The organism is Mycobacterium sp. OTB74, from assembly GCF_029892685.1.
Classification (GTDB): domain Bacteria; phylum Actinomycetota; class Actinomycetes; order Mycobacteriales; family Mycobacteriaceae; genus Mycobacterium.
The window spans coordinates 101264-115411 of the sequence record NZ_JARXVD010000008.1 but is presented as its reverse complement, the minus strand read 5'-3'; the positions used below and the strand labels follow the sequence as shown (position 1 = coordinate 115411).

General features: G+C 66.4%; 18 protein-coding genes. 6 read left to right on the top strand and 12 right to left on the bottom strand.

Annotated elements, in window-relative coordinates:
* Nucleotides 1-8 precede the first annotated feature (8 nt).
* The 7 genes from M2432_RS13185 to M2432_RS13155 all read right to left on the bottom strand — a co-directional run bounded on the left by M2432_RS13185 (nt 9) and on the right by M2432_RS13155 (nt 4126).
* A complete protein-coding gene (locus M2432_RS13185) occupies nt 9-284 on the bottom strand; it encodes a hypothetical protein (protein WP_280827258.1) in 276 nt (91 codons plus the stop codon).
* Nucleotides 281-583, bottom strand: a complete 303-nt coding sequence (locus M2432_RS13180; protein WP_280827257.1) for a hypothetical protein — start codon at nt 581-583, stop codon at nt 281-283. The genes M2432_RS13185 and M2432_RS13180 overlap by 4 nt, the downstream gene beginning before the upstream one ends.
* A 121-nt stretch (nt 584-704) precedes the next feature.
* Entirely contained in the window at nt 705-1001 is a 297-nt protein-coding gene (locus M2432_RS13175) for a hypothetical protein (RefSeq protein ID WP_280827256.1), read from the bottom strand.
* The gene (locus M2432_RS13170) at nt 998-1540 is read right to left on the bottom strand and encodes a hypothetical protein (protein WP_280827255.1); all 543 of its coding nucleotides are present in this window, start codon (nt 1538-1540) and stop codon (nt 998-1000) included. Before M2432_RS13170 ends, M2432_RS13175 begins: the two co-directional genes overlap by 4 nt.
* A complete protein-coding gene (locus M2432_RS13165) occupies nt 1537-2439 on the bottom strand; it encodes a hypothetical protein (protein WP_280827254.1) in 903 nt (300 codons plus the stop codon). Before M2432_RS13165 ends, M2432_RS13170 begins: the two co-directional genes overlap by 4 nt.
* 97 nt (nt 2440-2536) lie before the next feature.
* Nucleotides 2537-3052, bottom strand: coding sequence for a hypothetical protein (locus M2432_RS13160; RefSeq protein WP_280827253.1), 516 nt, complete (start codon nt 3050-3052; stop codon nt 2537-2539).
* Nucleotides 3053-3223: 171 nt separating this feature from the next.
* Nucleotides 3224-4126 carry a tyrosine-type recombinase/integrase gene (locus M2432_RS13155; RefSeq protein WP_280827252.1) on the bottom strand — a complete coding sequence of 301 codons (903 nt, stop codon included), beginning with the start codon at nt 4124-4126 and terminating at the stop codon, nt 3224-3226.
* 88 nt (nt 4127-4214) lie between these two features.
* Here M2432_RS13155 and M2432_RS13150 point away from each other — a divergent pair, with 88 nt between their 5' ends.
* On the top strand, nt 4215-5381 hold the full coding sequence (locus M2432_RS13150) for a lactate 2-monooxygenase (protein WP_280827251.1): 1167 nt from the start codon (nt 4215-4217) through the stop codon (nt 5379-5381).
* 63 nt (nt 5382-5444) lie between these two features.
* Entirely contained in the window at nt 5445-6341 is an 897-nt protein-coding gene (locus M2432_RS13145; RefSeq protein WP_280827250.1) for a tyrosine recombinase XerC, read from the top strand.
* Nucleotides 6342-6373: 32 nt separating this feature from the next.
* On the opposite strand, the gene M2432_RS13140 is transcribed toward M2432_RS13145, so the two are convergent.
* Nucleotides 6374-6865 carry a M23 family metallopeptidase gene (locus M2432_RS13140; RefSeq protein WP_280827249.1) on the bottom strand — a complete coding sequence of 164 codons (492 nt, stop codon included), beginning with the start codon at nt 6863-6865 and terminating at the stop codon, nt 6374-6376.
* Nucleotides 6866-7142: 277 nt separating this feature from the next.
* Here M2432_RS13140 and rpsB point away from each other — a divergent pair, with 277 nt between their 5' ends.
* The 3 genes from rpsB to M2432_RS13125 all read left to right on the top strand — a co-directional run bounded on the left by rpsB (nt 7143) and on the right by M2432_RS13125 (nt 10324).
* Nucleotides 7143-7949 (top strand): 30S ribosomal protein S2, encoded by an 807-nt coding sequence (gene rpsB, locus M2432_RS13135; RefSeq protein ID WP_280827248.1) that lies wholly within the window; start codon nt 7143-7145, stop codon nt 7947-7949.
* 1 nt (nt 7950) lies between these two features.
* Nucleotides 7951-8766, top strand: coding sequence for a translation elongation factor Ts (gene tsf / locus M2432_RS13130; RefSeq protein WP_280827247.1), 816 nt, complete (start codon nt 7951-7953; stop codon nt 8764-8766).
* 154 nt (nt 8767-8920) lie between these two features.
* On the top strand, nt 8921-10324 hold the full coding sequence (locus M2432_RS13125) for an amidase (RefSeq protein ID WP_280827246.1): 1404 nt from the start codon (nt 8921-8923) through the stop codon (nt 10322-10324).
* Here the strand turns inward: M2432_RS13125 and M2432_RS13120 are convergent.
* Genes M2432_RS13120 through M2432_RS13110 form a run of 3 tightly spaced genes read right to left on the bottom strand, consistent with a single transcriptional unit; the run spans nt 10321 to nt 12769 of the window.
* Complete coding sequence (locus tag M2432_RS13120; protein WP_280827245.1) at nt 10321-11103, bottom strand: carboxymuconolactone decarboxylase family protein; 783 nt, start codon at nt 11101-11103, stop codon at nt 10321-10323. The genes M2432_RS13125 and M2432_RS13120 overlap by 4 nt on opposite strands.
* A complete protein-coding gene (locus M2432_RS13115) occupies nt 11100-11915 on the bottom strand; it encodes a mycofactocin-coupled SDR family oxidoreductase (RefSeq protein WP_280827244.1) in 816 nt (271 codons plus the stop codon). Before M2432_RS13115 ends, M2432_RS13120 begins: the two co-directional genes overlap by 4 nt.
* Nucleotides 11916-11938: 23 nt before the next feature.
* Nucleotides 11939-12769, bottom strand: a complete 831-nt coding sequence (locus M2432_RS13110; protein ID WP_280827243.1) for a mycofactocin-coupled SDR family oxidoreductase — start codon at nt 12767-12769, stop codon at nt 11939-11941.
* 110 nt (nt 12770-12879) lie between these two features.
* On the opposite strand from M2432_RS13110, the gene M2432_RS13105 reads away from it, so the two are divergent.
* Nucleotides 12880-13461 carry a TetR family transcriptional regulator gene (locus M2432_RS13105; protein WP_280827351.1) on the top strand — a complete coding sequence of 194 codons (582 nt, stop codon included), beginning with the start codon at nt 12880-12882 and terminating at the stop codon, nt 13459-13461.
* Between the two features lie 210 nt (nt 13462-13671).
* On the opposite strand, the gene M2432_RS13100 is transcribed toward M2432_RS13105, so the two are convergent.
* Nucleotides 13672-14106, bottom strand: coding sequence for a MarR family transcriptional regulator (locus M2432_RS13100; protein ID WP_280827242.1), 435 nt, complete (start codon nt 14104-14106; stop codon nt 13672-13674).
* Nucleotides 14107-14148: the final 42 nt, after the last annotated feature.

Below are 14148 nucleotides of genomic sequence, written 5' to 3'. Positions count from 1 at the left end.
CGGTGTGGCTACCAGCCGGTGCGTTCCGGTGGCCGGGTCGCTGGGATGAGTCTCGGTGGCGGCGGTTCCGCGCCGGGCGCGGTGACGTGCACCTCGGCGTCCACGGTGCGCAGCATCCGCCAGGCACCCCGCGCGATCGCCACGACCGGGGACCGGGCACGCACCTCACCGCCGGCCGGTTCGGCGGTGGCAGCGAAAAACGTCAGGCAGCCGTCGTCGACGCTGAACGCGTCCGCGTCGACCGTCACGGCGGTGTTGTCGGGCAGTGTCACCACATAGGTCATCGGGCCATCTTCTCGGCGAATGCCACCAACTGCTCGGGCGTCAACGGGACGCCGCGCACACCGCGCCGGTCTTCTACCTCGTGCAGCCTGCCGACGCATTCATCGACCGCGTCGCACGCCGCGGTCAGGGTATCGGCCAGCGGCTGACGGGCGTGTTCCCACTCGCGGTCGTACTCCCGCAGCGCGGTGTGCGCGGCGCGGACTTTCTCCATGAGCAGCTCGGACTCTTCGGTCAGCTTCCGTTGCAGCTCGCTGTCGGCCTGGTCGTCGACAGGGAACAGCTCATCGTTGTCGGTCATGGTTGTCCTTCCCGGCGGTCGGTCGCCGCCGTGGTCTCGGTGGGGCCGTCCGGCCGTCCAGGTTTTCCGGTGGCGGCCGAATCGGTGCGGTGGGATACACACACCGCGCAGATGTCGCCGGTCAACATGGCGGGCTGTCCGGGTCGAGCAGCATCGCCAACGCTGATTCGACGTCCGCGGCGGCCCGCTGGCGGCATTCGGCGGCGGTGGCGGGCGGCAGCGGCGGCTTGTTGTCAGCCAGCAACACCAACGCGCCGGACAGGGCGGACACCAGCGCGGCGACCACGTCGCGGGTGCAGCCGACGCACCACAACTCGTCCATCGCGGTATCGAACGCATCGTGATCGGCGGACAACGTCGCCAACACCAACCGGTAACCCAGCACGGCAGGTTTGGGGCTGTGGCCCGGGCCGGTCATGGTCGCCGCCATTTCGTGGTGTTGCAGGCGTGCGCCCAGGCGGCGCGGGCTGCGTCGGTGTTGTCGGTCCAGTAGTGGACGGTGAAGTTGCCGCCGGTGCCGAGCAGACCCATCGGGGTGGTGTGCTGGTCCCAGGCCGGGAACGGGTCGACGCCCAGGATCAGCACGGGGCCGGTCCAGTGGCCGGCGAGGCCGGTAGTGATTTTGCCGATGGCGGCGCGGTAGTCGGCTTCGGTGACCGCCGGTTTGACTTCGGCGAGGTGCGGAGGGTCGTGGTGCAGCAGGAAGTCGGGGATGTAGCCGGTGCCGTCGAACGGTTCGTAGGTCCAGCGCCAGCCCAGCTGGTCGAAGAAACACGCCCAGCGGGCTTCGAGGCGGGACCGGAACTCGATCCCGGCGTACACGGTCGGGATGGGTGTCAGGTTCCAGTCCTGCCGGTCGGGTGGCGGCGGCGGCGGTGGCGTGTCGGCGCGGCCGGTGAGCGCGGACAGGCTCATCGACGGGCGGCCCATCCGATCGGTGCGGCGGTGGGTGCTCATCCGGCGGCCTCGGTGAGAGTCCAGATGGTCCAGCCGCCGGGTGCGGTGTGGGCGACGGCTACCCCGTCGTGTTCGAGGTTGCGCATCCAGGTGTCCGCGGTGGCGCTGTCGAGTGGTTGGTTGTCGAGTGGTTGGTTGTCGACTCCCCAGTTGAGAGCGCGGGCGGTTTCGACGAGCGCGTCGGCGGTGATGTCCACCCCGTCCCGGACCAGATACCGGGCTAGTTCCACGATGGTGTGGCATTCCCCGCCGCTGGCCTCGGGTTGTTGGGGTGTGGCTGAGGAGTTGTTGAGATGCTCGCGCGCGCGTGCGTTACTTACGTAACGATCGCTTTCTTCTCTTTCTCCTTGTTCTTCTCTTTCTTCTCTTTCTTCTATTTCTTCTTCAATATAGGAGATTGCGATTTCGCCACCCCCCCTGGCGATTTCGCCACCCCCCCGTTGCGATTTCGCCACCCCCCCTGGCGATTTCGCCACCCCCCCTGGCGATTTCGCCACCCCCCCTGGCGATTTCGCAACTTGGCCGTTCAGAGCTGTTGCGATTTCGCCACCCCCCCTGGCGATTTCGCACATTGGCTGCTCAGGCGGTATCCGGTACGCCTTCGTCTGGTCGCCGTCGACCGAGTAGGGGTGCCAACTCTTCACCTCGTCGGCGGACTCGAGTTTCTCGAGCGTCCGGCGCACCGAGTACCGCTTGGCGGAGTCGCCCAGCGACGCCGCGATGTCGGTGTACGACGCGCGCCACCACATCACGCCGTCGTCGTCCCGTATCCGCCCGTTGTATTCGTCGTCGACGTCGGTGACGTACCGCAGCAGCGCCAGCACACACGCCGCGGATTCACCGACCCGCGCGATGTCGTCGAGCAGCACTTGCAGGAACTGGGGCCGGATGACACTCACAGGCATCACCGCCGCCGGATGTCGGGGGTGGGCCGTAGAGTCAGCCCTGGCTCGTCGCCGTGATACCGCCCCCGGATGGTTCCGCCCGGGGGCGTTCTCATGTGCCATCCCGATCGGTGTCGCACTGGCAGACGTCGAACGGGTGGTAGTCGGGCGGTATCGGTGCCCCGCACCGCGGGCAGTGCTCCTGCCCGCCGTCGTCGTCGGGTGCCTCCTGCGCGGCGACAGCGGCACCCGTCGCGGCAGCCAGAGCCACAGCAGCTTTCCGGGCCGCTTCCGCAGCGACCGTGGCGGCGGCTTCGGCGGCGGCTTGCGCGGCGGCGGCTTCCCGCGCCAGCCGGCGGGCCGCCACACCCGGTTTCGCGGCTTCGGCTTTCCGGGCTTCCCGGGCCGCCTGCGACTTCTTCGACAGGTCCAGGAAGAACGCCTTGCGGGCGCTCTCCGCGGCCTTCTCCCGATCGGCGGGACTCATCAGCCCGTCCGGATCGACCTGATCGAGAAACTTCTTCCGGAACGCTTCCCGGGCGGGGGCGGTCCTTGCCGTCCTGTCGACGGTTTTCGCCCAACTGTGGTGGGCAGCGCGGCGGGAGTTCAACGGGCCGGTGTCGGCCATGTCCATCTCAATTCCACGGAGGAAAGACACCCGGGCCGGCGGCCGGGGTGTTCCTTTTCGTGGGATGGGATTGTGCGGTGCCGTGGTGCAGCACAACGTGATTCGACTTTACATAGCGGCAGCCGGGGCGGCAACGCTATGGCCGGTGTGTCGCTGTCCGCGCGCGGACGGTTACAGGTCGCCCAGGTTCAGGGTGGCGGCCTCCGCGGCGGCCCGCTCCGACGCGGACGCGCCGGTGTAGCGGTCCAGCATCGCCCGGGACGACCAGCCGGCGACGGCCATCAACCCCTGTTCGGAGCCGCCCTTGCGGAGCCAGCGGGTCGCGGCCGTATGCCGCAGCAGGTGTAGATGGAACCCGTCCACCCCGGCGATCGTCGCGCGGACGCGCAGCGCCTTGTCCAGCCCGGAGAAGGTGAGCGCAGTACCACCGCGGGCGCTGACCCACAACGCACCGGACTCGGTGCGGGTGTGCGCCCGCCGGGCCCGCAGGTACCGGTCCAGCGCGGCGGCGGTCTGCGGCCCGAACGGCACGGTGCGGCCCTTGCCGCCTTTCCCGCGGCGGATGATCGCCACACCGCCGCCCAGGTTCACATCAGCCACGGTGAGGGCGACGAGTTCCCCGGCGCGGATACCGGTTTCGGTCATCAGCCGCAGCATCGCCTCGTCGCGGCGGTCCCGCAGGGTCCGGCCCGCGCACGCCTTCAGCATCATCTTGAGTTGATGATCGGTCAGCGCCTCAGTCAGCTGCAGATCCTGTTTCGGGGTGGGCAACCCCTTCACCGGGTTGGTGGTCAGTTCCCCTTCATCGACCAGCCACTGCCCATAGAGGCGCAGTGCCTTCTGCCGGGACAGGGCGGTCGCCGCCGCCGCGCCGGCGTCGAGCAGGTCCGCGATGAACGCCTGCACCGCCGGGCCGGACAGCACCGGGACGGTGCCGGTGTTCTCGCACCAGCGCAGGAACACCTGCACGCCTTCGCTGTACGACTTGATCGTTTTCGGGGATTTGCGGGCCGCCCGCATCGCGAGCTGCCACGACGGCAGCAGACCAGCCAAATCCGGCAAATCGTTTCGCACAACGGTATCCTACCGCAGACCGTTATGCGGCTGTATGATGTTCCCATATGACCCGCAAAACCGCAGGTCAACCACAGAAAATAGGGTTATGGCTTACGGCGACTACCAACTGGAGATTTACCTGCAGGGCCTGGGCGGCATCATCCCCACGCTGCCCATGGCGTTCGAAGAACTCGAGCAGCGCGCCAAAGCCGCCATGGCGCCGTCGGTGTGGTCCTATGTGGCCGGGGGTGCTGGTGACGAACGCACCCAGCGGGTCAACGTGACCGCCTTCGAGCGCTGGGGTCTGATGCCGCGGATGCTGGTCGGCGCAACCGAACGGGACTTGTCGGTCGACCTGTTCGGCATGAAACTGCCCACGCCACTGTTCCTGGCGCCCATCGGTGTGATGGGTATCTGCGCGCGCGACGGTCGCGGTGATCTGCATGCCGCGCGGGCCGCGGCCCAAACCGGTGTGCCGATGATGGTGTCGACGCTGACCACCGACCCTTTGGAGGACGTGGCAGCCGAATTCGGTGACACCCCAGGGTTTTTCCAGCTGTACACGCCCAAGGACCGCGACTTGGCGGCCAGCTTCATCGCGCGTGCGGAGGCCGCCGGCTACCGCGGCATCGTCGTCACCCTGGACACTTGGGTGCCCGGCTGGCGGCCGCGCGACCTGGCCGCTTCCAACTTCCCGCAGCTGCGCGGCAACTGCCTGGCCAACTACACCAGTGACCCGGTGTTCCGGGCCAAGCTGGCCGCTCCGCCGGAGCAGAACCCGCAGGGCGTGGTGATGCAGTGGGTGCAGGACTTTGGTAACTCGCTGACCTGGGATGACCTCGTTTGGCTGCGAACGCTGACCAAGCTGCCACTACTGGTGAAGGGCATCTGTCACCCTGACGATGCGCGGCGCGCCCGCGATGTCGGGGTAGACGGCATCTACTGCTCCAATCACGGTGGCCGGCAGGCCAACGGCGGCATTCCGGCGATCGACTGCCTGCCCGGCGTGGTCGAGGCCGTCGAGGGCATGCCGGTGCTGTTCGACTCAGGCGTGCGCAGCGGAGCCGACGTCGTCAAGGCGCTGGCGCTGGGCGCCACCGCCGTCGGTGTGGGGCGGCCATATGCGTACGCGATGGCGCTGGCCGGGACCGCCGGAGTCGTGCACGTGGTGCGCTCCCTGCTGGCCGAGGCGGACCTGATCATGGCCGTCGACGGCTACCGGTCCCTGGCTGAGCTGACACCGGACACGCTGCGCCGGGTCGAGGCTCGGTAACAGCTCGGCCACCGACGGCGGGGCACTCCGGTCTGCGGGTGCGATTTCTGCCAACGTAAGGGAGTGCACCAGGGCGTCCTCGATGAGTTCGATCAGTACCTCGAACTCGAATGCGGTCGTTCGGCCCACACCCGCCGGGCATACCTCGGCGACCTGCGGTCGCTCGGGGAGTTCATGGGGCCCGAGACCGCGCTGTCCGACCTGAGCCTGCCGATGCTGCGGTCCTGGCTGGCCGAACAAGCCGGGCACGGCACTGCGCGCACCACGTTGTCCCGACGCACGTCGGCGGTCAAGACGTTCACGGCATGGGCGCTGCGCCGCGGATTACTGGACGTCGACCCGGCGGTGCGGTTGCAGACGCCCAAAGCCAGGCGCACCCTGCCCGCGGTACTGCGCCAGGACCAGGCCGCTGACGCGTTGGGTGCTGCGATATCCGGTGCAGAACAAGGTGATCCGATGGCGTTACGGGACCGGTTGATCGTCGAGATGTTGTACGCCACCGGAATTCGTGTCAGCGAGCTGTGCGGACTGGACATTGACGATGTCGACCTGAGCCGCCGGGTGCTGCGAGTGCTGGGCAAGGGCAACAAACAGCGCACGGTGCCGTTCGGGGAGCCGGCTTTGGACGCGCTGCAGGCGTGGCTGACTTCAGGCCGCCCGGAGCTGGCCGTTGCCACGTCGGGTCCGGCGTTGTTGATCGGCGCTCGGGGCCGCCGACTCGATCCGCGGCAGGCCCGCACCGTCGTGCACCAGACCGTTGCGGCGGTCGACGGGGCGCCCGATATCGGCCCACACGGCCTGCGGCACAGTGCTGCAACGCATCTGCTCGAGGGCGGCGCCGATCTTCGTGTGGTGCAGGAGCTTCTTGGCCACTCGTCGCTGGCGACCACCCAGCTGTACACCCACGTGACCGTCGCCCGGCTGCGGGCCGTGCACGATCAGGCGCACCCGCGGGCTTGACCCGCGTCAGCCCGAGTGCCAACGTTCGACGGCTAATACGGCTTGAGGCGGATCGGGGTTTCCGCCAGCAGTCCGAGTGGATCGATGTAGTCGGCCCGCGAGGCCGCGCCCCACATGGCGCCCCAGTGCAAGCAGGCCGCCTCAGCGCAGCCCGGGTGGCCGGCCAACAGCGAGCCCAGCGTCGATCCGGCCGCGACGACCGTGCCGGTGCGGACCGCGGCACGCACCGGTTCGTAGCTGGTGCGCAGCCCGCCGGGGTGAGCTACCGACACCACCGGTCGACCGGCCAGTTCACCAGCGAACACCACGGTGCCGAACGCCGCGGCATGCACCGTCTGACCAGGTGTTCCGGCCAGGTCAACGCCGCGATGCCCACGCTGCCACTTGAGTTCAGGGCCGTCGAAGAGCCGAACCACGGCCGGTCGTGGGCGCATCGGCCAGTCCAGCCGGCCGTCGGCCGCCGCCGCGGGTGCGTCTGGGAACACCAGTGCGGCGATCAGCACCAGCACCGGTAGTTTGCGCATCGTCCCAGTTCAGCGCATCGTCGCGACGCGGGAAACCCGCAAAACCCCGATCTGGGGATTACCGGGGCGCTGTGGACAAACCACCCCCGCGAACCGTGTAAACTAACCGACGCAATCCGTATTCGCGGGTTGACTTCGCGCGCCTGTACGTGGCTCCGGAAACGGGGTCGCATTCGCATGCCGATCGGTCCCAGAGATGGGTTCGGTACGCAACAGACGCCAGGGTCCGGGATCACCCGATACCGGACGACAACCGACAACATAAAGGAATGAGCTCATGGCTGTTGTGACCATGAAGCAGCTGCTGGACAGCGGCGCTCACTTCGGGCATCAGACCCGACGCTGGAACCCCAAGATGAAGCGGTTCATCTTCACCGACCGCAATGGCATCTACATCATCGATCTGCAGCAGACGCTGACGTACATCGACAAGGCGTACGAATTCGTCAAGGAGACCGTCGCTCACGGTGGAACCGTGCTGTTCGTCGGCACCAAGAAGCAGGCGCAGGAGTCCATCGCAGAAGAGGCCACCCGCGTCGGCATGCCGTATGTCAACCAGCGCTGGCTGGGCGGCATGCTCACCAACTTCTCCACCGTGCACAAGCGTCTGCAGCGCCTCAAGGAACTCGAGGCCATGGAGCAGACCGGCGGCTTCGAGGGTCGCACCAAGAAGGAAATCCTCATGCTCACGCGTGAGAAGAACAAGCTCGAGCGCAGCCTCGGCGGTATCCGCGACATGGCCAAGGTGCCTTCGGCGATCTGGGTCGTCGACACCAACAAGGAGCACCTGGCTGTCAACGAAGCCATCAAGCTGGGTATCCCGGTCATCGCGATCCTGGACACCAACTGCGATCCCGACCAGGTCAACTACCCGATCCCGGGTAACGACGACGCCATCCGTAGCGCCGCCCTGCTGACCAAGGTCGTTGCCTCTGCGGTGGCCGAGGGCCTGCAGGCCCGCTCGGGCGCCAAGACTGAGGCCGATGGCGCCGAGCCGCTGGCCGAGTGGGAGCAGGAGCTGCTCGCGGGGGCGACCGCCGGTACTGACGCCGAGTCCACCGAATCCACCACCACGGAAAGCTGAGATGGCTAACTACACCGCTGCTGACGTAAAGCGACTGCGGGAGCTCACCGGCTCCGGCATGCTCGATTGCAAGAACGCACTGGTTGAGACTGACGGCGACTTCGACAAGGCCGTCGAGGTGCTGCGCATCAAGGGCGCCAAGGACGTCGGCAAGCGCGCTGAGCGCGCTACCGCCGAGGGCCTGGTTGCCGCCAAGGGCGGCGCGCTGATCGAGCTGAACTCCGAGACCGACTTCGTCGCCAAGAACGCCGAATTCCAGGCTCTCGCTGATCAGATCCTCACCGCGGCCGTCGAGGCCAAGGCCAGCGACGTGGAGGCTCTCAAGGCCGCCAAGGTCGGCGGCACCACCGTCGAGCAGCTGGTTGCGGACCTGTCCGCGAAGATCGGCGAGAAGCTCGAGCTGCGCCGGGTCGCCTTCTTCGATGGCACCGTGGAGACCTACCTGCACAAGCGTGCCGCGGATCTGCCGCCGGCCGTGGGTGTGCTGGTCGAGTACACCGGTTCTTCGGAGGAAGCCGCACACGCGGTGGCCCTGCAGATCGCTGCACTGAAGGCCAAGTACCTCACCCGCGAGGACGTGCCCGAGGACATCGTCGCCAACGAGCGTCGTATCGCCGAGGAGACCGCCAAGGAAGAGGGCAAGCCCGAGCAGGCTCTGCCGAAGATCGTCGAAGGCCGCGTCACAGGCTTCTACAAGGACGTCGTGCTGCTGGACCAGCCGTCGGTGTCCGACAACAAGAAGACCGTGAAGGCTCTGCTGGACGAGGCCGGTGTCACCGTGACCCGCTTCGTTCGCTTCGAGGTCGGCCAGCAGTAAAAGCTTGAGTGGCGCACCAACCGCTCAAAGAAAAACCCCGCGCACAATCCGGCGATCCCGGGTGCGCGGGGTTTTACTTTTCTTGAGGCGCGACCGGTCGGTTGACCAAGGCCGGGGCCCGCACGCCAGTTTCTGATGCTGTTAACGTCGTGGTATGCCACGCATCAGCACGTTCGGCGATGACGCCCTCGGAGACCTCGACGCAGTCGGATTGGTTGAATCCCTAAGGGCGGGTGAGGTTTCGGCGGCGGAATTGGTGCAGGCCGCCATCGCCCGTACCGAGAAGGCTCAGCCCGAGCTGAACGGCTTGGCATACGAGGCATTCGAGTACGCCACGAAGCGGACTCAGGGACGCCGGCGGTTCGGCGGATTCTTTGACGGGGTACCGACTTTCATCAAAGACAACGTCGCGGTGGCCGGCTGGCCCACCATGCAGGGCACCGACGCCTGGGTACCGCGGCCCATGCCTGCGAACGGCGAATTCGCCCGGCTGTTTCTGGCAACAGGATTGGTGCCACTGGGCAAGACGCAATTGTCCGAATTCGGCTTCAGTGCCTCGGCGGAGCATCCCCGGCTGGGCCCGGTGCGCAATCCGTGGGACCCGACGGTCACCGCGGGTGCTTCGTCGTCGGGCTCTGGTGCGTTCGTCGCAGCGGGGGCGGTGCCCATAGCGCACGCCAACGACGGCGGTGGTTCCATCCGGATCCCGGCCGCCTGCAACGGATTGGTGGGTCTCAAGCCAACGCGGGGACGGCTGCCCGTGGACCGCGAATCCACCATGCCGCTGCAGATCGTCGTCAACGGTGTACTGACCCGCAGCGTCCGCGACACGGCTGCGTTCTATCGGGAAGCCGAGAAGGTCTATCGCAACCCGAAGCTGCAAGCCATCGGCGACGTCACCGGTCCTGTCGCGCGGCGGCTGCGGATTGCGGTGTGCACCAGTTCAATTGGGCATGACGCGAGCCGAGAGATGCGGGAACTGACGCTGGCGGTCGCCGCCCAGCTGGAAGGTCTGGGTCACCACGTCAGCACCATCGGCAACCCGGTGCCCCAGAGATTTCGTGACGACTTCGTGCTCTACTGGGCATTTCTGGCATTTGCCCTGGTGAGAGCTGGGAAGCGCAACTTCGGTCCGACCTTCGACCGCAACAAGTTGGACAATCTGACGCTGGGCCTCGACCGGGTGGCTTCGCATAACCTGCATCGCCTGCCGGTGGCCATCGCGCGGTTGTCGGCGTCTCGGCGGATTCCCGCGCGGCTTGCCCGAGACTACGACGTCGTGCTGACCCCGACGCTGGCCCACGCCACCCCGAAGGTCGGACATCTGGACCCGACCGCCGATTATGACCAGATCATGTCCCGGCTGATCGACTGGGTGGGCTTCACGCCGTTGCAGAATGCCAGTGGGACACCGGCAATCTCGCTGCCGCTGGCCCAGTCGGCCGAGGGACTGCCGGTCGGCATGATGTTCGGGGCAGCAGCCGGGCAAGAGGCACTGCTTTTGGAACTGGCCTACGAGCTCGAACAGGCCATCGGCTGGCCGAGGATCTCGGCCTAGCCTGCTGCCTCGTCCAGCACCCGTTGTTTTTGCTCGCCGATCACCTGGCTCAGGTAGGCGCCCTTCGGCCAGCCGTAGTAGGCCGCGAAATGCAGTGCCAGCTCGTCCATCTCGTCGAATGACAGGTCGCCACTCTTCAAAGCCGCGTACACGTGGGACATGATGGGGTATTGCGCATCCTGAAATGCCACGCAGGCCACGGTGATCAGTCGCCGTTCCCGCATACCCAAACCGGGCCGCAGCCACATTTCGCCGAACACGAAGTTCAAGATGCCCGCGCCGGTGTACGGGTCATCGCGGGTGGGCGCGAACGGAATGCAGTTGATGTCGCGGAACGCCTCCTCTCCGCCGACCAACCGTTCCTCGGGATCAGACGGGGTGACCAGCGGTAGCAATGGCTGGGGCGAGGAGACCGGTTCACCGCGCTCGACCATGATGCGTGCCCACTGGGCATCGACCGTCATGTTGAACATCGATGCCTTGGGCCACCCTGCGTATACCGCGAAATGCAGTACGGCTTCACGCATTTCGACCAGAGAGACGTCGCCGCTGTTCAGTGCCGCATACACGTGCTGCTCCAAGGGCGGCACCGCGTCGGCAGCGGCCACGCACGCCAGGGTGATGAAGCGGCGGTCGCGCCGGCTCAGGCCCGGCCGAGTCCAGATTTCGGCGAAGACGAAGTCGATCAACCCGGAGGCGATCGCCGGGCTGGCGTCATCGGGCGGGGCGACCGTCATCACCGAGGCGAATTCGGCCAGCCCGCGTTCGTGACGGCTCATCGAATGGTCACCCCGGCATCCACTTTCATCTGCAGTCCGGTGATGTGCCGGGCCTCGTCGGAGATCAGGAACAGCACGGCGTTGCTGATGTCCGCGGCCTCGGTCATCAGTACCGGTAGGGCGTTCATGTAGATCAGTCCCAGATCGGGGCGTTGCTCGGCGAGCAGCGTATGGATGGACGGTGGGGCCATGCCGGTGGCCACCCCGGTGGGGTGCACGGTATTGACTCGAATGCTTTGGGCGGCAAGCTCATTGGCCAGCGCGTTACTCATGCCCACCACGCCGTGCTTGGCCGCGGTGTATGGGGTGGTCAGCGGGCTGCCCTTGATGCCGGCCGCTGAGCTGATGTTCACCAGGCTGCCGCCGCCGGCCGCAATCAGATGCGGGATCGCCGCGGCGCAGGTGTTCCACGTCCCGATCAGGTTGGTGTCCACCACCAAGCGCCACTGCTCAGCCGTGGTGCAGTCCCAGGTGCCCACGGTCAGCACGGCAGCGTTGGCAACCGCGGCATCGAGGCCGCCCAACTCGGCCGCGCCGGCATCCACCGCTGCCTTCATGCCGTCGGCGTCGCGTACGTCGACAACTTTCGTCACGACCGATCGTCCCAGTGCACCAACGAGTTTGGCAGTCTGATCAAGGTCGTCCTCGACCGACAGTGGGTACTCCAGGCCGTCCGGCGTGGCACAGATGTCGATGAGTAGCAGATCGGCGCCCTCTTCGGCCAGGCGCACCGCATGGCTGCGGCCCATGCCGCGCGCAGCACCGGTGATCAGAACCTTCTTGCCGGCGACCCGGCCTGCGTTGTCTTTCACGGAATCCATCTCTTTCGTAGCGGTTAGAGCTTGTTACAGAAGCCGGCGTCGACGGGGAAGGTGACCCCGGTGACGTAACGGGCCGAATCGGAGACAAGATAGGCGATGGCCGCGCTGATGTCTGCGGGTTCGAGCATGTCGACCGGCATCGGGTTCTGCAGATGCGGAGCACCGTCGGGATAGTTCTGGATGAACTCGGTCATGGCCGGGTTGACGGCCATCATGGTGTTCACTGCGGTCGGGTGCACGGTGTTGACCCGAATACTATGCGGGGCAAGGGCATTGGAAAGCGTACGCATCAACCCGACCACGGCGTGCTTGGATGCCGAATAGCCAAGGCCGCCGCCCTGCATGCCGCCGAAACCGCGCAGTCCGGCCGTCGAACTGGTGAACACCATGGCACCGCCGCGTCCGCCGGCGATCAGGTGGGGGATGGTCGCGAACGCGGTGTGGTAGGCGCCGTCCAGGTTGACCCCGACGACTGCCTTCCACTGGTCGAGATTTTCCTCAATGCTCAACTCGCGGAACGCAACCGGAGCGATTCCCGCGTTGGCGCAGACGATGTCGAGGCGTCCGAAGTGTTCCACTCCGGCATCGACGGCTGCTTTGACCGCGGCGAAATCGCGGACGTCGGCGACGGTGCCGAGCATCTTCTGGCCTTCGGCCTCTACCAATGCAATCGTTTCGTCCAACTCGGCATTGGTGGCCATCGGGTAGCCGTTGGCCGCGATGTCGGCGCAGATGTCAATACCGATGATGTCGGCACCCTCGCGCGCCAGGTGTACGGCGTGACTGCGCCCCTGCCCGCGCGCCACGCCGGTGATGAATGCCACCCTGCCGTCCAGACCGCCCACTGCCAACCTCGCTTTAACTGAGTAACCGTGTTACTGATGGGCTGTACAGTAACATCGTTACTGTGTCCGGTAAAGGGGGTGGCGAGGTGCCTAAATCCCATTCAGAAGCGTTGGCGCCAAGCCCTTCTGACCCATTGATCGCCATCGTGGTCGAACTGCTCGACAACGATGGCTACGACGCCGTTCAGCTACGCGCGGTGGCGCACCGAGCACGGATGTCCCTGGCCACCATCTACCGGCGATACCCGACGCGGGATGCGCTCATCCTGGCCGCGCTGCGCTGGTGGATGGATGCCAATCGGTACGCCGCCATCGCGCAGCACGATGATCCGACTCCCGACGAATCCCTCTACGACGGGATGATGCGAATCTTCCGGGCCATCTTCGAGCCGTGGGAACAGCATCCGGAGATGCTTCGCGCATATGTGCGCGCGCAGAGTGCCCCGGGCGGAGATCAGTTGACCCAACACGGGTTTGACGTCGTGGTGCCGGCGGCCAACGCGGTACTCAGCGGGTGTGACGACGGTTTCGCTCGCGACATGGACACGGTGCTCACCGGCGTCATCTATGGCGCGCTGAATCGGTTCGCCGCCGGCGCCATGGATGTCACCGAAGTCATGCCGATGATCGAGCGCGCGGTGTTCTGGCTCAGCCGGGCACACGAGTCGATCGGCCAGCACGCCGCGCCCTGACGTCGCGGATGGATTGCCGTCTGCTATACGAACGTCACTGCCACATGCGTGAAGGACGGCACCGACGAGGTGGTCCCCGACGGTTACTGCGGCAGCGGGTAGAGCGGCTCCAGCGGTGCTTTCATCTATTCCGGATCGCCCCTGGCGGTACTACTACGGCGGTAGCAATCGCGGCATCGGAACCAGGGCCAGCGGCGCGGCCGCGATTCTTTAAAAGTCCGGCTCAGGCGGGGCCAGACGGGCCAGAGTGCGGCGGAATTCCTGGCGCTGGTCGGCAGTGAGGTCGGCCAGGAATGCGTCATCGACGGCGTGAATCCCGATGTCGGTCTTGGCCAGCAGGGTGCGTCCCGCGCGCGTCAGTTCCGTCGGGCGGGAGCGGCCGGAGGCGACGGTGCTCGGCCGGGTGATCAGCTCGCGGTCCTGAAGGGCCCGCACCACGATGTTCATCGCTTGCGGGGACACCCCGATGAACCGGGCCATCTCGGCGTTGGACATGCCCGACCGGTTGTCCAGCATCCGCAGGCACACGTACTGCGGGAAGCTCAGGCCCAACGGCTCAAGAACATTGGCCGACAGCTCCGCGCGCAGCGCATTGGCGATCCGGCCCAGCAGGTATCCCAGCGGGGCTTCCTTACCCTCGAACATGTCAACAATATTGACATATATCAATCACATTGATAAACCGGA